18 protein-coding genes and 1 pseudogene are annotated in these 17,309 nt (G+C 54.9%); 11 read left to right on the top strand and 8 right to left on the bottom strand.

What is annotated here, in order from left to right; translation table 11 throughout:
• Window positions 1–34: 34 nt before the first annotated feature.
• From zwf to kdgA, 3 genes are all read left to right on the top strand, one after another.
• Window positions 35–1,510: a glucose-6-phosphate dehydrogenase gene (zwf, locus tag U9O48_RS13465; RefSeq protein ID WP_282494650.1), complete on the top strand. Its 1,476-nt coding sequence runs from the start codon at window positions 35–37 to the stop codon at window positions 1,508–1,510.
• 233 nt (window positions 1,511–1,743) lie between these two features.
• Window positions 1,744–3,555 (top strand): phosphogluconate dehydratase, encoded by a 1,812-nt coding sequence (gene edd, locus U9O48_RS13460; protein ID WP_285149479.1) that lies wholly within the window; start codon window positions 1,744–1,746, stop codon window positions 3,553–3,555.
• A gap of 39 nt (window positions 3,556–3,594) precedes the next feature.
• Window positions 3,595–4,233 carry a bifunctional 4-hydroxy-2-oxoglutarate aldolase/2-dehydro-3-deoxy-phosphogluconate aldolase gene (gene kdgA / locus U9O48_RS13455; RefSeq protein ID WP_095282378.1) on the top strand — a complete coding sequence of 213 codons (639 nt, stop codon included), beginning with the start codon at window positions 3,595–3,597 and terminating at the stop codon, window positions 4,231–4,233.
• 80 nt (window positions 4,234–4,313) lie between these two features.
• Here kdgA and purT read toward each other — a convergent pair whose 3' ends face one another.
• Window positions 4,314–5,492, bottom strand: a complete 1,179-nt coding sequence (purT, locus tag U9O48_RS13450; RefSeq protein WP_285149480.1) for a formate-dependent phosphoribosylglycinamide formyltransferase — start codon at window positions 5,490–5,492, stop codon at window positions 4,314–4,316.
• Window positions 5,493–5,669: 177 nt separating this feature from the next.
• Between purT and U9O48_RS13445 the strand changes: the two genes are divergently transcribed.
• Window positions 5,670–6,320: a tellurite resistance TerB family protein gene (locus U9O48_RS13445; protein WP_282494647.1), complete on the top strand. Its 651-nt coding sequence runs from the start codon at window positions 5,670–5,672 to the stop codon at window positions 6,318–6,320.
• A gap of 87 nt (window positions 6,321–6,407) precedes the next feature.
• Window positions 6,408–8,471: an oligopeptidase B gene (gene ptrB, locus U9O48_RS13440; protein WP_324722650.1), complete on the top strand. Its 2,064-nt coding sequence runs from the start codon at window positions 6,408–6,410 to the stop codon at window positions 8,469–8,471.
• Here ptrB and exoX read toward each other — a convergent pair.
• From exoX to U9O48_RS13425, 3 genes are all read right to left on the bottom strand, one after another.
• A complete protein-coding gene (gene exoX, locus U9O48_RS13435; protein WP_285149483.1) occupies window positions 8,468–9,130 on the bottom strand; it encodes an exodeoxyribonuclease X in 663 nt (220 codons plus the stop codon). The two genes, ptrB and exoX, sit on opposite strands and share 4 nt — an antisense overlap.
• A 24-nt stretch (window positions 9,131–9,154) precedes the next feature.
• Entirely contained in the window at window positions 9,155–9,811 is a 657-nt protein-coding gene (locus U9O48_RS13430) for a carbon-nitrogen hydrolase family protein (RefSeq protein WP_285149484.1), read from the bottom strand.
• 109 nt (window positions 9,812–9,920) lie between these two features.
• Entirely contained in the window at window positions 9,921–10,151 is a 231-nt protein-coding gene (locus tag U9O48_RS13425; RefSeq protein ID WP_282494643.1) for a DNA polymerase III subunit theta, read from the bottom strand.
• A 137-nt stretch (window positions 10,152–10,288) separates the two neighbouring features.
• Here U9O48_RS13425 and yobA point away from each other — a divergent pair, with 137 nt between their 5' ends.
• The 3 genes from yobA to U9O48_RS13410 are packed head-to-tail and all read left to right on the top strand — an operon-like array spanning window position 10,289 to window position 11,891.
• A complete protein-coding gene (gene yobA, locus U9O48_RS13420) occupies window positions 10,289–10,663 on the top strand; it encodes a CopC domain-containing protein YobA (RefSeq protein WP_282494642.1) in 375 nt (124 codons plus the stop codon).
• 1 nt (window position 10,664) lies between these two features.
• Window positions 10,665–11,537, top strand: coding sequence for a copper homeostasis membrane protein CopD (gene copD / locus U9O48_RS13415; RefSeq protein WP_324722649.1), 873 nt, complete (start codon window positions 10,665–10,667; stop codon window positions 11,535–11,537).
• A 15-nt stretch (window positions 11,538–11,552) separates the two neighbouring features.
• Entirely contained in the window at window positions 11,553–11,891 is a 339-nt protein-coding gene (locus tag U9O48_RS13410) for a YebY family protein (RefSeq protein WP_324722648.1), read from the top strand.
• A 377-nt stretch (window positions 11,892–12,268) separates the two neighbouring features.
• Here the strand turns inward: U9O48_RS13410 and U9O48_RS13405 are convergent.
• Window positions 12,269–12,412: pseudogene (locus U9O48_RS13405) on the bottom strand (tyrosine-type recombinase/integrase); the annotation flags it as partial.
• 547 nt (window positions 12,413–12,959) lie between these two features.
• Here U9O48_RS13405 and U9O48_RS13400 point away from each other — a divergent pair.
• Together U9O48_RS13400 and U9O48_RS13395 are read left to right on the top strand one after the other, a co-directional pair.
• Window positions 12,960–13,451: an Hcp family type VI secretion system effector gene (locus tag U9O48_RS13400; RefSeq protein ID WP_324722647.1), complete on the top strand. Its 492-nt coding sequence runs from the start codon at window positions 12,960–12,962 to the stop codon at window positions 13,449–13,451.
• Entirely contained in the window at window positions 13,448–13,927 is a 480-nt protein-coding gene (locus U9O48_RS13395) for a DUF2778 domain-containing protein (protein ID WP_324722646.1), read from the top strand. The genes U9O48_RS13400 and U9O48_RS13395 overlap by 4 nt, the downstream gene beginning before the upstream one ends.
• Window positions 13,928–14,987: 1,060 nt before the next feature.
• Here U9O48_RS13395 and U9O48_RS13390 read toward each other — a convergent pair.
• A complete protein-coding gene (locus U9O48_RS13390) occupies window positions 14,988–15,929 on the bottom strand; it encodes a VirK/YbjX family protein (RefSeq protein ID WP_282494633.1) in 942 nt (313 codons plus the stop codon).
• A gap of 168 nt (window positions 15,930–16,097) precedes the next feature.
• Between U9O48_RS13390 and pphA the strand changes: the two genes are divergently transcribed.
• Window positions 16,098–16,742, top strand: coding sequence for a protein-serine/threonine phosphatase (gene pphA / locus U9O48_RS13385; RefSeq protein ID WP_285149579.1), 645 nt, complete (start codon window positions 16,098–16,100; stop codon window positions 16,740–16,742).
• On the opposite strand, the gene U9O48_RS13380 is transcribed toward pphA, so the two are convergent.
• Window positions 16,743–16,934, bottom strand: a complete 192-nt coding sequence (locus U9O48_RS13380; protein ID WP_282494632.1) for a YebW family protein — start codon at window positions 16,932–16,934, stop codon at window positions 16,743–16,745.
• A 105-nt stretch (window positions 16,935–17,039) separates the two neighbouring features.
• Window positions 17,040–17,279, bottom strand: a complete 240-nt coding sequence (locus tag U9O48_RS13375) for a YebV family protein (protein WP_095282365.1) — start codon at window positions 17,277–17,279, stop codon at window positions 17,040–17,042.
• Between the last annotated feature and the right edge of the window lie 30 nt (window positions 17,280–17,309).

Below are 17,309 nucleotides of genomic sequence, written 5' to 3'. Positions count from 1 at the left end.
AAAAGCACCAGGATATCCAACTGAGGAGAATGACATGGCGGTAACGCAAACAGCCCAGGCATGTGACCTGGTCATTTTCGGCGCGAAAGGCGATCTTGCACGCCGTAAATTGCTGCCTTCCCTGTATCAACTGGAAAAAGCAGGCCAGATCCACCCGGACACTCGCATCCTGGGCGTGGGCCGCGCTGACTGGGATAAAGACGCCTACACCAAAGTGGTGCGTGAAGCGCTCGAAACGTTCATGAAAGAGAAGATCGATGAAAGTTTGTGGGATGCGCTGAGCGGTCGTCTTGATTTCTGCAACCTGGATGTCAACGATACCAAGTCGTTTGGCCGTCTGGGCAAGATGCTGGACCAGCAAAACCGTGTGACCATCAACTACTTCGCGATGCCGCCAAGCACCTTCGGCGCCATCTGCAAAGGTCTGGGCGAAGCGAAACTCAACGCCAAACCGGCGCGTGTAGTCATGGAAAAACCGCTGGGGACTTCTCTTGCGACTTCGCGTGAAATCAACGACCAGGTCGGGGAATACTTCGAAGAGTGCCAGGTTTACCGTATCGACCACTATCTGGGTAAAGAGACGGTGCTGAACCTGCTGGCCCTGCGTTTTGCGAACTCCCTGTTTGCGAACAACTGGGACAACCGCACCATCGATCACGTGGAAATTACCGTGGCTGAAGAGGTGGGCATCGAAGGGCGCTGGGGTTACTTTGACCAGGCTGGTCAGATGCGCGACATGATCCAGAACCACCTGCTGCAAATCCTCTGCATGATCGCCATGTCTCCGCCGTCCGATCTCTCTGCGGATAACATTCGTGACGAAAAAGTGAAGGTGCTGAAGTCTCTGCGCCGCATCGATCGCTCGAACGTGCGTGAGAAAACCGTCCGCGGTCAGTACACCTCCGGTTTCGCGCAGGGTAAAAAAGTCCCTGGCTATCTGGAAGAAGAGGGCGCGAACAAGTCCAGCAACACCGAGACTTTCGTGGCGATCCGCGTCGATATCGACAACTGGCGCTGGGCGGGTGTTCCGTTCTATCTGCGCACCGGTAAACGTCTGCCGACCAAATGCTCTGAAGTCGTGGTCTATTTCAAGAACCCGGAACTGAACCTGTTCAAAGAGTCCTGGCAGGAGCTGCCGCAGAACAAACTGACAATCCGTCTGCAGCCTGATGAGGGCGTGGATATTCAGGTGCTGAACAAAGTGCCGGGCCTGGATCACAAGCACAACCTGCAAACCACCAAGCTGGATCTGAGCTACTCCGAAACCTTCAACGAAACGCACCTGGCCGATGCTTACGAGCGTCTGCTGCTGGAAACCATGCGTGGGATCCAGGCGCTGTTCGTGCGTCGCGATGAAGTGGAAGAGGCGTGGAAGTGGGTCGACTCCATTACCGAAGCCTGGGCAGCCGATCAGGATGCGCCAAAACCGTATCAGGCAGGCACCTGGGGACCGGTCGCGTCAGTAGCGATGATCACCCGCGATGGCCGTTCCTGGAACGAGTTCGAGTAAGACGGAAGCTAATCCAAACGGGTTATTTTACCGGTAACATGATCTAACACAGATTGTGGCACAATTTTTAATCATTTAAGCTCCGCGTGGATTCACCCGTGGAGCTTTTTTTATTACACTGGCTGAAGCGATTTTGCCCCCGAGCTACGGACTGCAAGCGTTTCAGCCTTGTTAAGACAAGCGATTCATCTTGTTAACTCCTGCGCCTGGACAGATAAATTAGAGGAGCTTCTATGAATCCTGTATTGTTACGCGTAACACAGCGCATTGTTGAGCGCTCGAAAGAGACACGTTCTGCCTACCTCGCCCGCATCCAGCAGGCAAAAACCGACACGGTCCATCGTTCACAGCTCGCCTGCGGGAATCTGGCCCACGGTTTCGCCGCCTGCCAGCCGGACGATAAAGCCTCGCTGAAAAGCATGCTGCGTAACAATATTGCGATCATCACCTCCTACAACGACATGCTCTCCGCACACCAGCCGTACGAACACTACCCGGAAATTATTCGCAAAGCGCTGCACAGCGCCAATGCGGTCGGGCAGGTGGCCGGTGGCGTGCCAGCCATGTGCGACGGCGTAACCCAAGGCCAGGACGGGATGGAGCTCTCCCTGCTAAGCCGCGAAATTATCGCTATGTCTGCGGCGGTGGGCCTGTCCCACAATATGTTCGACGGCGCACTGTACCTCGGCGTGTGCGACAAAATTGTCCCGGGCCTGGCAATGGCGGCCCTGTCGTTCGGTCATCTGCCCGCGATTTTTGTTCCGTCTGGCCCGATGGCGAGCGGTCTGCCGAATAAAGAAAAAGTGCGTATCCGCCAGCTGTATGCGGAAGGCAAAGTGGATCGCAGCGCGCTGCTGGAAGCGGAAGCCGCCTCATATCACGCGCCAGGCACCTGTACGTTCTACGGGACTGCCAACACCAATCAGATGGTGGTGGAGTTCATGGGTATGCAGCTCCCTGGTTCGTCGTTTGTTCAGCCAGATGCGCCGCTGCGTCAGGCCCTGACCGAAGCGGCTGCGCGTCAGGTGACGCGTCTGACCGGCAACGGCAACGAGTGGATGCCGCTCGGTAAAATGGTTGACGAAAAAGTGATCGTCAACGGGATCGTCGCCCTGCTGGCGACCGGCGGTTCCACCAACCACACCATGCACCTGGTCGCGATGGCGCGTGCGGCGGGGATCCAGATTAACTGGGATGATTTCTCTGACCTGTCTGAAATCGTGCCGCTGATGGCGCGTCTCTACCCGAACGGTCCGGCAGATATCAACCACTTCCAGGCGGCGGGCGGCGTACCGGTACTGATCCGCGAGCTGCTGAAAGGCGGCCTGCTGCATGAAGACGTCAACACGGTGGCCGGTTTCGGTCTGCAACGCTACACCATGGAGCCGTGGCTGAATGACGGCGAGCTCGACTGGCGCGAAGGCGCGCAGGATTCCCTCGACGAGCAGGTGATCGCCACCTTCGCGAAGCCATTCTCCCATCACGGCGGCACCAAAGTGCTGAGCGGCAACCTCGGTCGCGCGGTGATGAAAACCTCCGCCGTGCCGGTTGAAAACCAGATCGTGGAAGCGCCAGCGGTGATTTTCGAAAGCCAGCACGACGTGCTGCCTGCCTTCGAAGCTGGCCTGCTGGACAAAGACTGTGTGGTAGTGGTTCGTCACCAGGGACCAAAAGCGAACGGCATGCCAGAATTACATAAACTTATGCCACCACTTGGTGTATTATTGGACCGCTGTTTCAAAATTGCGTTGGTCACCGATGGACGACTCTCCGGCGCATCAGGTAAAGTGCCATCAGCAATCCACGTCACTCCCGAAGCTTACGACGGTGGGTTACTGGCGAAAGTCCGCGATGGCGATATGATCCGCGTGAATGGCCAGACAGGCGAACTGACCCTGCTGGTGGATGAAGCCGAACTGGCCGCCCGTAAGCCGCATATTCCTGACCTGAGCGCGTCGCGTGTGGGAACAGGGCGCGAAATGTTCAGTGCACTGCGCGAGAAGCTCTCCGGTGCTGAACAGGGCGCAACCTGTATTACGTTTTAAGACGACAAGAATTAACGATCTGGCGAGAGAAAAACACTGATGAAAAACTGGAAAACAAGTGCAGAAGCAATCCTGACAACTGGCCCGGTAGTGCCGGTTATCGTGGTGAACAAACTGGAGCACGCCGTCCCGATGGCGAAAGCGCTGGTTGCAGGTGGTGTTCGTGTTCTGGAAGTGACGCTGCGTACCGCATGCGCGATGGATGCGATCCGCGCTATCGCCAAAGAAGTGCCGGACGCAATTATCGGTGCCGGTACCGTGCTCAACCCTCAGCAGCTGGCTGAAGTGACCGAAGCGGGCGCACAGTTCGCCATCAGCCCGGGCCTGACCGAGCCGCTGCTGAAAGCCGCAACCGAAGGCACGATTCCGTTAATCCCAGGTATCAGCACCGTGTCTGAACTGATGCTGGGTATGGATTACGGCCTGAAAGAGTTCAAATTCTTCCCGGCTGAAGCCAATGGCGGCACCAAAGCGCTGCAGGCGATTGCGGGCCCGTTCTCTCAGGTGCGTTTCTGCCCGACGGGCGGTATCTCTCCGGCGAACTACCGCGACTACCTGGCGCTGAAAAGCGTCCTGTGTATCGGTGGCTCCTGGCTGGTTCCGGCGGATGCGCTGGAAGCGGGCGACTGGGATCGCATCACTAAGCTGGCGCGCGAAGCAGTGGAAGGCGCGAAGTAATTTTTTGCTGTGGCGGGTGGCGGCTTCGCCTTACCCGCCCTACAAAATCTAACCGGGCAAACATCTGTTGCCCGGTTTTTTTATCCCTTCACACTGACGGCCTGCGCTGCACTTTTCGCGCGCTCAACCGCACTTTCCACGCTATCCCCGGTGGCTAACGCCACGCCGAGACGACGGGTGCCGTCAATTTCCGGTTTACCAAACAGACGCAGTTGCAGACCCGCGCCGACGGCGGCCTCAACATTATCAAAGGTGACGTTCTGGCTGGTCAGCTGCGGCAGGATCACCGCCGACGCGGCCGGGCCGTACTGACGGATGCCGCCAACCGGCAGACCGAGGAACGCGCGCACGTGCAGGGCGAACTCCGAGAGATCCTGGGAAATCAGCGTCACCATTCCGGTGTCGTGCGGACGCGGGGAGACTTCGCTGAAAATCACCTCATCGCCGCAGACGAACAGTTCAACGCCAAACAGGCCGTAACCGCCGAGCGCCAGCACCACTTTGCGGGCCATCTCCTGCGCGCGTTCCAGCGCCAGGGCACTCATCTGCTGCGGCTGCCAGGATTCACGATAATCGCCATCCTCCTGACGATGACCAATCGGATCGCAGAAATGCACGCCGTCCACGGCGCTGACTGTCAGCAGGGTGATTTCAAAATCAAACTTCACCACACCTTCGACGATGACGCGACCGGCGCCCGCGCGGCCACCCTGCTGGGCGTAATCCCACGCCTTATCGAGCGCGGAGGCGTCACGGATAAAACTCTGACCTTTCCCGGAGGAGCTCATTACCGGCTTAATGATGCACGGGTAGCCAATCTGTTCGACGGCCTGCAGAAACTCATCTTTCCCATCGGCAAAGCGGTAGCTCGACGTCGGAATCGCTAACTCCTCGGCGGCCAGACGACGAATGCCTTCCCGGTTCATGGTCAGTTTAGCGGCGCGGGCGCAGGGCACCACGCGCTGGCCTTCCTGCTCGAGGGCAATCAGCGTATCGGTGGCGATGGCTTCGATTTCCGGTACCACAAAGTCCGGTTTTTCCTCGGCAATCAGAGCGCGAAGGGCGTTCCCATCCAGCATATTGATCACATGTGAGCGGTGGGCGACGTGCATCGCCGGGGCGTCGGCATAGCGATCGACGGCGATCACTTCAATCCCCAGGCGCTGGCACTCGATAGCCACCTCTTTTCCCAGTTCGCCAGAACCCAACAGCATGACGCGCGTCGCGGCCGGACGCAGAGCAGTTCCTAAAAGAGTCATAAAATCCCCCTGAAAAAGTTGCGCGCAGTATAAACGAAAACGTTTGCGTCTGTCTTCCCTCAACGGACAGCGTGATGATGGGCGGGGGAAATTTGCGCTTCTTTAGCGCGGACAGACATTTCCTGACATCACCTCGCATAGGCTGTACCCATTGCGAACCGTTAAGTGGGGAAAATCATGTCAGGCTGGTTGAATCAACTGCAATCCATGTTAGGACAGAAAGCGTCGTCATCGGGCGGCGAGGGGCTGAGCAAGCTGCTGGTGCCCGGTGCGCTCGGCGGGCTGGCGGGCCTGCTGGTCGCCAATAAATCCTCGCGCAAACTGCTGACCAAATACGGCACCGGCGCGCTGCTGGCCGGTGGTGGGGCTATTGCCGGAACGGTGCTCTGGAACAAGTACAAAGAGAAAGTGCGGACGGCCCATCAGGATGAACCGCACTTTGGTGAGCAAATTTCACCGATGGATCTGCGTACTGAACGCCTGATCCTGGCCCTAGTGTTTGCCGCGAAAAGCGACGGCCACATCGATGACAAAGAGCGATCCGCCATCGAGCAGCAGATGCGGGAAGCGGGCGTGGAAGCGCAGGGCCGAGCGCTGGTGGCGCAGGCGATTGAACAGCCGCTCGATCCAAACCGTCTGGCGCAGAGTGTGAAAAACGAGGAGGAGGCGCTGGAACTCTATTTCCTGAGTGCCGCAGCCATCGATATCGATCACTTTATGGAGCGCAGCTATCTGAACGCCCTCGGCGACGCGCTGAAAATTCCGCAAGATGTTCGGGAAGGGATCGAACAGGATATTAAGCAGCAAAAACAGGCATTACAGGGGTAATTTTATCTGACGGCTGTCACGTTTCGCTTGCATCGTGCGCGCGTTTTGCCACCCTTATAGGGTGTAAAACCAAAAAGAAAAACTGACATGCTGCCAAAAGCCCGACGCATTCCCAAAGCGCTCACCACTCACGGTGACACGCGCATCGATAATTACTACTGGCTGCGGGACGACGAACGCTCGCAGCCGGAAGTGCTTGATTACCTTCATCAGGAAAATGATTACGGCCGCAAGGTGATGTCCTCGCAGCAGGCGCTCCAGGATCGTCTGCTGGAAGAGATGGTCGCGCGGGTTCCGCAGCGCGACATCTCGGCGCCCTGGACCAAAAACGGCTACCGCTATCGTCATCTCTACGAGCCGGGCAGCGAATACGCCATCTATCAGCGCCAGTCTGTGCTTTGTGCCGAATGGGACGACTGGGAGACCCTGCTCGATGCCAACCAGCGCGCGGCGCACAGCGAGTTCTATACCCTCGGCGGGATGGGTATTTCGCCGGATAACACCATCATGGCGCTGGCGGAAGATTACCTGTCACGCCGCCAGTACGGCCTGCGCTTTCGCAATCTGGACACCGGGAACTGGTATCCGGAAATGCTCGATAACGTTTCGTCGGATTTTGTCTGGGCGAACGACTCTGAAACCGTCTATTACGTCAAAAAGCACGCCTCAACGCTGCTGCCTTATCAGGTCTGGCGACATACGGTCGGCACCTCTTCGGGTACCGATGAGCTGGTGTACGAAGAACAGGACGACACCTTTTACGTCAGCCTGCACAAAACCACCTCGCGCCACTATGTGATTATTTCGCTTGCCAGCGCCACGACCACCGAAGTGCTGCTGCTTGATGCGGAGCTGCCCGACGCCCAGCCGCTCTGTTTTCTCCCGCGCCGTAAAGACCACGAGTACAGCCTCGACCATTTCCAGCATACCTTCTATCTGCGCTCCAACCGCGAAGGCAAAAACTTTGGCCTGTATAAAACCAAAGTGCGCGACGAGCGTAAATGGGAAGTGCTGATCCCGGCACGTGAACAGGTGATGCTCGAAGGCTTCACCCTGTTTACCGACTGGCTGGTGGTGGAAGAGCGTCAGCGAGGGCTGACCAGCATCCGGCAAATCAACCGTAAAACGCGCGAAGTGGTGGGGATTGCCTTTGACGATCCGGCGTACGTGACCTGGATTGGCTACAATCCTGAGCCCGAATCCTCCCGGCTGCGCTACGGATATTCGTCGATGACCACGCCCGACACGCTGTTTGAACTCGATATGAATTCCGGCCAGCGGAAAGTGCTCAAGCAGGCCGAAGTGGCCGGGTTTGACGCCAGCCATTACCGCAGCGAACACCTGTGGATCACCGCGCGCGATGGCGTGGAGGTCCCGGTGTCGCTGGTGTATCACAAAGACCATTTCCAGAAGCGTAAAAACCCGCTGCTGGTGTACGGCTACGGCTCTTACGGCGCCAGCATGGACGCCGATTTCAGCAGCAGCCGACTAAGCCTGCTCGACCGGGGATTTGTCTTCGCCATCGCCCACGTGCGCGGCGGCGGGGAATTGGGCCAGCATTGGTACGAAGAAGGGAAATTCCTGAAAAAGAAAAATACCTTTAACGACTATCTGGACGTGTGTGACGAGCTGATTGCTCAGGGCTACGGCGATCCGAAACTGTGTTTTGGCATGGGCGGCAGCGCGGGCGGTATGCTGATGGGGACGGTAATCAATCTGCGTCCTGAGCTGTTTAAAGGCATCGTCGCCCAGGTACCGTTCGTTGATGTGGTCACGACTATGCTCGACGAGTCGATCCCGTTAACCACCGGTGAATTTGAAGAGTGGGGCAATCCACAGGACGAGACCTACTATCGCTACATGAAAGAATACAGCCCGTACGATAACGTCGAAGCGAAGGCTTATCCGCACATGCTGGTGACCACCGGTCTGCACGATTCTCAGGTGCAGTACTGGGAACCGGCAAAATGGGTGGCGAAACTGCGGGAGCTGAAAACCGACGACAACCTGCTACTGCTGTGCACGGATATGGACTCCGGTCACGGTGGGAAATCGGGACGCTTTAAATCCTACGAAGGGGTGGCGCTGGAGTATGCCTTCCTGATTGGCCTGGCGCAGGGGACGCTGCCAGGCCATGTTGCCGCGGATTAGGCGTCGTCGAGGTAATGGCGGAGCGTGAGACGCAGCTCCGGGCTCATGCGGTCGAGGTTGTTGTACAGCCAGCGCAGATAGCCCGGATCGCGCTCGGCCACTTCGGAGACCGGTTTGCCGCGATATTTACCAAAGGTAAAGGTGGTTAACAGGGCGGGGCGTCCGGTGATGGTCGCCATCTCATCCGGCGTCCAGCCGGTGTTATTCATGATATCAATGAGTAACGCCGCCGTGATATAGCAATCGTACAACGCGCGGTGATGATGTAACCCTTCCGGCGTTTTCACGCTGAGCTTGCGGGATTTATACAGCGCCATATTGCTGTATTTAATCCCCGGCCAGGCGCGGCGCGCCAGCTTCATGGTGCAGATCCACTCGCCGGGCATCTCCGGCAATACGCGGCGGTCAAAGCTGGCGTTATGCGCCACGTACCACGGGCTACCGAAGTAGTTCGGGATCACTTCCTCAATCCAGGGTTTATCCGCCACCATCGATTCCGTGATGCGGTGAATGGCCATCGCCTGCGCGCTGATAGGACGGTCGGGGCGAACCAAATGGCTCATGGGGTTGACGATCTGTCCGTCAATCACGTCAACGGACGCGACCTCTACAATCCCGCCCTGAAGATCACAGGTTTCGGTGTCGATTACACGCAGCATGGCTCACTCCTGGCCTTAAAAACATTAGCGTAATGGAATGATATCACCTTGCCAACCCTGCTTACCCCATGTTCCGGTTAATAACAGCTCGCCGCTGTCGGCGCGAACAATCAATTGCCCGCTCGCATCCCACAGGGCGCTGTGGCCGAGCGAGTTCGCCATCAGCACTGCAATAGCGTATTTATGGGAAAAACGCTGCAGACGACTGATGGCGTCGCGCCAGCTGCTCTCACCGACGGCCTGGCTGCAGGTGAATAGCGCGGCGAGAGGATCGAGACTCGGCAGTTCCGTTTGCCCCTCCACGATAGTGAGCTGGGGTTTGCCGGGTATCAGACATGCGCCGCTGCCCTGCGGGTAGCGCATGGCCTGAGTGTGATTCGGGGAAAAAAGGGCCAGTCCTTTCTGCCGCACGCCGTGCGTCTCCAGGGTCATTCCGGCGATCACCGTGATGGAAAGGGTGTGTGCGGCGTCAACAATCGGAGCCAGTGTCTGTTCGTCAGGCGGCTCAGGCAACGTCACGCCATCGACGGCAGGGCCGGTCAGCGAAAGTTCAGGGAAAACGAGCAGATTGCACTGCTGGCGGGCAGCAGCGTCGATAAAACGAAGGTGATGCTGAACGTGAGCATCAATGCAGTTATGCCGGGGAGCATACTGCGCGGCGGCAATATTCCATTGGGACATCGTGACTTCCTTATACACTCGTCTCAGGGATTCGATAATTCCCCTGAATACTTCAGGGTTTTCTTATCCTGCCACAAACCCTGTAAGGAAGTGTAACGAAAAGCCGCGTTTACTTAACTTTAGGTTCGTACGGGAGACGCGACAGCGTGACGGACTTCAGGCGATGCGCAATTAAACGCTCGCGAAACCAGTCTCGCAGGTGAGGGGGCTGTTCGCGCTCAACGACTTCGGCGATCACCGGCATGTTATAGCGCTCTTTGAACGCCACGCCTGCGGCCGCGAGATCGACATTCACTTTGTCCATTTCATCCTGAGGGATGGTCGCCAGATTAATCTTCATTGCCTTCTCCTGATTATGCGGCGCTGACCTTACCGCGGTTGCCCTGCGTTGACAAGCCTGCGCAGGATCATCCTCGACTCAGATATTATACAGAGTTATCCTCTGTCATATAGACATAACAAAAAGGAATGATTGATATGGTATTCACCCCATCCCGCGCGGCCTGCGCACTGACCTTTCTGCTTTCTATGGCGACAGCTCCGGCTGCGCTGGCTCATGCCCATCTTAAACATCAGTACCCGGCTGCCGACGCCGCCGTCACTGCTGCGCCGCAGGCGCTGACGCTCAATTTCTCGGAAGGTATCGAACCGAAATTCAGCGGCGTATCCGTCACCGGTGATAAGCAGCAAATCGTCAAAATTGGTGCGGTGAAACGCGCGGAGAATGACAACACCCAGCTCATCGTTCCTCTCGAACAACCCCTGACGCCGGGGACGTATGCCGTTGACTGGCACGTGGTCTCCGTCGACGGTCACAAAACCAAAGGCAGCTATCACTTTAGCGTGAAATAAGATGCTGGCGTTCAGTTACGTCGCCCTGCGCTTCGTCCATTTTGCGGCGCTGATGCTGATTTTCGGCAATGCGTTTTACAGCGCGTGGCTGGCTCCGTTCTCCCTGCAACGGCTGATGACCCGCCGTTTTCAGCGGCAGCAAAAAATCGCGGCGCTGGTCAGTCTGCTGACGGCGCTGCTGATGCTGGCGGTGCAGGGCGGGCAGATGGGTGACGGCTGGCGTGACGTGGTTCAGCCAGAGATCTGGCAGGCGGTCGCCAGCACGCGGTTTGGTGGCGTGTGGCTGTGGCAAATCGTCCTGGCGCTCCTCACCGCCTGTGCGGCCTGGATCGCACCCGCGAAAAGCGCGCGCCTGTTGCTGTTGCTCGCCATCGGCCAGTTTATTTTACTCGCGGGTGTCGGTCATGCGGCGATGCGCGACGGCGTTCCGGGCGTTCTGCAGCGGGTTAATCACGCGATTCATTTGCTCAGCGCAGCGACCTGGGTCGGCGCGTTGCTCCCGCTGGTGTTTTGCATGCGGCTGGCAAAAGGGCGCTGGCGCGTTCCGGCTATCTATACCATGATGCGTTTTTCGCGTATCGGGCACTATGCGGTGGCGGGCGTGATCCTGACCGGTGTGGTCAATATGCTGCTGATCCTCGGCCTGAACTGGCCGTGGCGCACGGAATATGGGCAGTTGCTGTTGTTGAAATGTGCGCTGGTGGCGATGATGGTGGTCATTGCGCTGCTGAATCGGTATCTTCTGGTTCCACGATTTCGTCCTGAATCGGGGCGCGAACAACAATTCTTTATCTGGATGACACAGGCTGAGGTGGTTCTGGGGGCGCTGGTGCTGGCAATCGTCAGTCTGTTCGCGACCTGGGAGCCTTTCTGACAAGGTTTAAAAAGTATGAAAAAAACAGTTCTTTCTCTCGTCTTGCTGGCGTGCGCCGGTTCCGCGTTTGCGGCACCACAGGTGATCACCGTGAGTCGTTTCGAAGTGGGTAAAGACAAATGGGCCTTTAACCGCGAAGAAGTGATGCTGACCTGTCGTCCGGGCCATGCGCTGTATGCCATCAACCCAAGCACGCTGGTGCAATACCCGCTCAACGATGTTGCCGAGCAGCAGGTCGCCAGCGGCAAAAGCAACGGCCAGCCGATCGGCATTATCCAGATTGACGACCCGGCAAACCCGAACCAGAAGATGAGCCTCGCTCCGTTTATCGAGCGCGCCGACAAGCTCTGCTAATTTCAGGTTTCCAATAAAAAAACCGCAGGCTTCTGACAGGAAGCAGTGCGGTTTTTTTGTTTTGGGATGCTCAATCGCGAAATTTTCTGACCACTTTTGCTGCGGACTGGAAAACCTGGCGTCGTCATCTATTCTTAAAGTGTCAGGCGACTTGAGCCTGCATTAATGCCAACTTTTAGCGCACGGCTCTCTCCCAAGAGCCATTTCCCTGGACCGAATACAGGAATCGTATTCGGTCTCTTTTTATTTGTAAGTCACATCAGTAAATTACAGAGACCGCCCCGAAAATCCTCGAAATTTCCTCGAATTTCGATATCCGGTCTTTTCCTTTTATATCACAACAAAATCGGCCTTAACATTTTTTTCACAAGGAAAATTTAAATCATCACGTACTCTTTCTGGCGCTTATCGAGGTACTTTTTGGTCATCTTCTCGGACTTGTGACCGAAAAGTTTTTGGGTAAATTCTTTGCCATAGGCTGCTTCATACAGCCGCCCGGAAAGGCTGCGGATCTCGTGAAAAGTTGGCGGGGTATTACTGAACGTTTCGCCGGATCCTGACGGTGTGGCGCAGCTCGCTGATCATAGTGCCTTCGGCATCGCGCAACATTCGATAAACCGATGGCACAGTTACAATTAAAATACACTGACCTCGGCAACGCCTGAAGCCAGTGTTTTTTTGCAACGTGTTAACATTGGCGCCTGGCTTCGCGTGTACGCACCAGACTGGCAGTTGATGAAAGAGGAGGTAGTCGCACTGGATAAAACGGCGCTGATACAAACACTTGTTCTCCTTGAGGAGCAAATTGCCGCCATGTGGCCAGCAAAGATGTCGTTGATTAATCAGTTGAGGCTTTTTCTGTGATAAAGCACGATAACCACATTAAAAATTCTAAGTGTGGTTACAAAATGCAATAGAATGACTGATTTTTAAGGCTAATTTTGGATGTTGCCGAAATAATAAAACCCGCCTCTGTGCGGGTTTTATTATGAGAAATCTTTCCGCACAAAAAGTTCTGGGCCTCGAAACTAGCATGAGTATACTCCTTTTTTTATAAGGAGATAAATCATGGCTATACCAGCTTATTTGTGGCTGAAAGATGACGGTGGCGCGGATATTAAGGGTTCTGTCGATGTGAAGGATCGAGAGGGTAGTGTTGAGGTTTTATCCTTCGGCCATGGCCTTCATATTCCAACTGATGGGAATACAGGCAAACTCACTGGCACCCGTATTCATTCCCCTCTCACAATAGAAAAGGAGTTTGACTCCTCCTCACCTTATCTGTATCGCGCGGTGGCATCAGGCCAAACGCTCAAGTCTGCTGAAATAAAGTGGTATCGCATTAACGATGCAGGGCAGGAGGTTGAATATTTCAACATGTTCCTCGAAGGGGTGAAGGTGGTTGGTGTAACACCAGTCATGCACAACGTAAAAAACCAGGCTATGGAAAAACATAATCATCTTGAATCAGTCGAGCTGCGTTATGAAAAAATCACCTGGAAATATTGCGACGGCAACATCAAGTTTACAGACGGCTGGAACATGAGGGTTACAGCGTGATAATTGCCAGGTTTGCACTGAATGGCTTGCCGACCTCTATATTGACCGTAGCGGGAGTGGGAAACTTTCCCGCATTTTCAGGTCAGCTATTTGGGCGCAATAACGTGACAATGGCTGGCAGAAAGGAAATTGGCCCAATCCCCCCGGGTCGCTACTTTATTTTAAGTAGGCAAAGCGGTGGTCGGTTGGGTGCAATAACTGATTTCGGCCTGAAAAATTTCTACGGCACAGACCGTTCTACATGGTTCGCTCTTTATAAAGAGGACTGGCAGATAGACGACGCAGTTTTTGTCGAGGGTGTTAAACGCTCTAGTTTTAGATTGCATCCGATTGGCCCGCGCGGGTTGAGTGAAGGGTGTATAACGCTTTGCAGCTTGTCAGATTTTGACTATTTGCGGGAAGCATTGCTAAACACCACGATGATGCCAGTTCCCTGTACGAGCTTTAAAGCACATGGAACGATAACCGTAACATGAGAACATTTTTGATATTTCTACTGAGTCTTTTCATAGCCATTATCATGTTTGCCGGTATATCAGCGGTGTGGTTTTACAATGTCCCTTTGTCGTGGATTTATGTGATTAAGGATATTTTTTCATTATCAGGGGATGAGGACACGCTCGATCTGCTACTGATCTCGGGTTGGTTTGTTGCCGCAATACCTGCGCTGATTACATTAATCTGCTCTTATCGGCAACTACGATGACGTCGATTCATTTGTATTTTAAGCTTTGATCCCGCCGGGGCTTTTTCGTATCTGGCCCGCCAAATAGTGCTCTCATTGTGTGTCCCGCGGGGCACCTATTTAAGGCCGCTGATAGGTCTTTTTAGTGCCTGTTCCCCGTTTTCCTCTCCTGGACGGTCGGTTTTTTTTATTCCATACTCCCGCCCGTGTTGGCGCGTTTTTTATGCCTGCAGGCGTGGAGCGCTTTATGCCACTACCGATTCAGATCCCGGATGACACTTCACATAACTACGTTTAATCGTGTGTAATGTAGAGGGATCCTACTTACGCTGATTAATTCAGCACCTATAATTTCATCCTTGTGGAGATTTGTGAGTAATCGCCGAACTATCATTCCCGAGGCATACAATGCGCTTTCGCAAGCAGTAGTCGAAATTGAGAAATTTCATATTAGATGGGGGAATATCACGGGATAGAGAGGATGCCATCTCAGAATATTGGCGGGTTGCAGCTGTTCATGTCATACCACCTGATTCCGAGTTTGTAGACATATTCGAGAGGAAAGTCTATTACTGGCTATCTCCAGAGCAGTACAGCAGAGAGGATGTGTTAGGACATGACATGTCGCTGTTGATTGTCCTGCCTACTTGGGAATGATGATTTCGAGTTGTTCCTTGTTCACTGTATTTCTCTTTGGGTAAAACCTTTGTTGTACCACGCAACTTGATATCAATAATTCTTCTTAGTCACAGATAAAGAAACAAATCCTACCTTAATCTGGCAGTCCAAAGTCCAGCGCTTTTTGGCGGTTTTGTTAAATTTTTGTGTGGTGGCGGACGCCACCACCTCGGTTAAAAGCGGGCGTTAATCCCTTCGGCGATTTCATCCAGCAGGCCAAAACGGCGGCGGTATTCGGCGCGTTTTTTACTGGCGATTTCCTCAAGCGATTTGCGCTCCATCTGTAACGGCAGCTGCCAGCGGAAGCGGGAGATTTTCTGGCCTTCGATAGAGGCCCAGAATTCATCATAGCTGGCGTGGAAATGGCGGCCTTTGCTCAGGCGATAGCGCAGGGCGCGGAAGACGTGGCCTTCATCGCTGACGGCGTAAATGGCTTTGATATCGCTGTGGGCAGCAAGGTTAAAAATCACCTCCATCAGCACGCGTTTTGGGAACAGGCCATGGCAGGCGCGGGTCGCTTTCTTGATCGTTTCGCGCGTCACACCGCGACGGGGACCCTGCAGCCCGCCGATGACTAGCGCCGAATGATCGCCTTCCGGCACGACGCTGAAGGTCACACTCGCCAGCAGTGTCTCTTCTTCATCGCGCAGCCACAGAGTGCTTTCACCTTCGCGCTCTGCTTTGCTGGCGGACGAGGCATAGACGGCGTAACGCGCGTCATCCTTCGCCTGGAAATGGACGATCGGCTGTGCGACGGGATGGGTAAGGGCATTGGCCAGGCTGGTATCCGGCAGGGCATCGAGCCACTCATAGTGGCGAACAACTGCCTCGGCGCGCTGGTTGGAATTAATACCGCGCGTCAGATACTGACGATGGGTTTTGCTCGGCAGCGTGACCTGAGCGGCCAGCAGGCGGTCGAAATCAGCGCGATGGGCCAGCGCGCTCAGCATGCGATTTGTCGAAGACCAGAACAGCAAAGAGCGCAGAAAGAACTTAATTCGATAGTCGCGCTTTCTCCAGATAGGCCCAGGGATAAGCTGACCATTTGTCAGAGCGGAGATAATATTGGCAGGCTGTGCGTCTGGCACATCAATTTGCAGGCTGGTATTCGACACGATGGTGACCTCATTAGAATTCTGAATCTATTCTAAGGGGCGGGATGCGTCGATTTAAGAGCGGCTAAACCTTTATTCCTGCTTCGTTTAATGATGATTGAAGTTAGCAACATCATCGAGCCAGATCCTGATAAATGTGTATTAGCTATACTTCTTCATGGAGGGGCTATGTACCAGATTCTTGAAGGTCATCAATGGCGTCACGTCTGGGTTGTGAGCGACATTCACGGTTGCTGGCAACGGCTGATGGATGAATTAAAACGCCTTCATTTTAATCCCTATCAGGATTTGCTTATTTCCGTGGGGGACCTGATCGATCGCGGCCCGGACAGCGTGAAATGTTTAGCGCTGATGCAGGAAAATTGGTTTCGCGCCGTGCGCGGGAATCATGAACAAATGGCGCTGGATGCGCTCAGTAATAATGATTTTGCACTCTGGACGATGAACGGCGGAATTTGGTTTTCTCGCCTGACGAACCCGCAGAAATTAGATGCGATGGCGCTGCTCGAAGCCTGTCGGCAATTACCCTATATTATTGAAATCACCTGTGCCAACGGGCTCAACGTGATTGCTCACGCCGATTACCCCTCTGAAAGCTATGAACGGGATAAGCCCGTCAGCCGCAGCCGCGTGCTGTGGGAGCGGGGGAGACTCAGCCATCTGATGAGCGGTCGCGGCGAGGGGATTTCCGGGGCGGACCACTTCTGGTTCGGGCATACGCCGCTGAATACGCGTTTTGATTTCGGGAATTTACATTACATCGACACCGGCGCCGTGTTTGGAGGCACCTTCACCCTCGCGCAACTCCAGTAGCTAAAAGTCACTGTATTCCTGAGCCGGGGTCCAGAAGCTGTCGATAAACTCCTCAACCGGGTAGCAGCCGCCGTGGCGAATGCGCTGCTCTTTTTTGGAGGCAACACACTGCATTTCGCTGTTATAGACATCAATCACGATGTCATCGCAGCCGCCGTCCAGATAACAAACAAAGAGTACCAGTGCGAACATCTCATCCTCTGATCTGGCGATCCGAATGATTAGTGTAGGGGAGGATTTATCGCAGGGGAAATTGAGGGCATAAATAACCCGCCTTCGGGCGGGTTCTTTTTGGAATCAGGCAAGGCGCATGACCCAGGCATCGGACTTCTGATCGTAATGTTCACGGTATAGCACGGAATGTTCGCCATCCAGGATCGCCGGAATGCTGGTATCAGCGTCCCAGGCATCGAGCTGCATACATAAATCCGGATCGGATTTACAGGGGATGGTTAACGTTCGATCGCCCTGATTATCGCCGCGCAACTCCGCATCGTCGATCTCAAAAGCGCCAATACGCACGCTGGTTTTCGTCATAATGCTCTCCGCAGTTTTGCTTAAAATCTG

This window comes from Lelliottia sp. JS-SCA-14, assembly GCF_035593345.1.
GTDB classification, from domain to species: Bacteria; Pseudomonadota; Gammaproteobacteria; order Enterobacterales; family Enterobacteriaceae; genus Enterobacter; species Enterobacter wanjuensis.
Note: the sequence above shows the minus strand (reverse complement) of the source record. Positions and strands in the feature narration are given on the sequence as shown.

Excerpts from the sequence above, each read along its gene's own strand:
- zwf (WP_282494650.1), top strand. The coding sequence starts at position 35 with ATGGCGGTAACGCAAACAGCCCAGGCATGTGACCTGGTCATTTTCGGC.
- edd (WP_285149479.1), top strand. The coding sequence starts at position 1,744 with ATGAATCCTGTATTGTTACGCGTAACACAGCGCATTGTTGAGCGCTCG.
- kdgA (WP_095282378.1), top strand. The coding sequence starts at position 3,595 with ATGAAAAACTGGAAAACAAGTGCAGAAGCAATCCTGACAACTGGCCCG.
- purT (WP_285149480.1), bottom strand. The coding sequence starts at position 5,492 with ATGACTCTTTTAGGAACTGCTCTGCGTCCGGCCGCGACGCGCGTCATG.
- U9O48_RS13445 (WP_282494647.1), top strand. The coding sequence starts at position 5,670 with ATGTCAGGCTGGTTGAATCAACTGCAATCCATGTTAGGACAGAAAGCG.
- ptrB (WP_324722650.1), top strand. The coding sequence starts at position 6,408 with ATGCTGCCAAAAGCCCGACGCATTCCCAAAGCGCTCACCACTCACGGT.
- exoX (WP_285149483.1), bottom strand. The coding sequence starts at position 9,130 with ATGCTGCGTGTAATCGACACCGAAACCTGTGATCTTCAGGGCGGGATT.
- U9O48_RS13430 (WP_285149484.1), bottom strand. The coding sequence starts at position 9,811 with ATGTCCCAATGGAATATTGCCGCCGCGCAGTATGCTCCCCGGCATAAC.
- U9O48_RS13425 (WP_282494643.1), bottom strand. The coding sequence starts at position 10,151 with ATGAAGATTAATCTGGCGACCATCCCTCAGGATGAAATGGACAAAGTG.
- yobA (WP_282494642.1), top strand. The coding sequence starts at position 10,289 with ATGGTATTCACCCCATCCCGCGCGGCCTGCGCACTGACCTTTCTGCTT.
- copD (WP_324722649.1), top strand. The coding sequence starts at position 10,665 with ATGCTGGCGTTCAGTTACGTCGCCCTGCGCTTCGTCCATTTTGCGGCG.
- U9O48_RS13410 (WP_324722648.1), top strand. The coding sequence starts at position 11,553 with ATGAAAAAAACAGTTCTTTCTCTCGTCTTGCTGGCGTGCGCCGGTTCC.
- U9O48_RS13400 (WP_324722647.1), top strand. The coding sequence starts at position 12,960 with ATGGCTATACCAGCTTATTTGTGGCTGAAAGATGACGGTGGCGCGGAT.
- pphA (WP_285149579.1), top strand. The coding sequence starts at position 16,098 with ATGTACCAGATTCTTGAAGGTCATCAATGGCGTCACGTCTGGGTTGTG.
- U9O48_RS13380 (WP_282494632.1), bottom strand. The coding sequence starts at position 16,934 with ATGTTCGCACTGGTACTCTTTGTTTGTTATCTGGACGGCGGCTGCGAT.
- U9O48_RS13375 (WP_095282365.1), bottom strand. The coding sequence starts at position 17,279 with ATGACGAAAACCAGCGTGCGTATTGGCGCTTTTGAGATCGACGATGCG.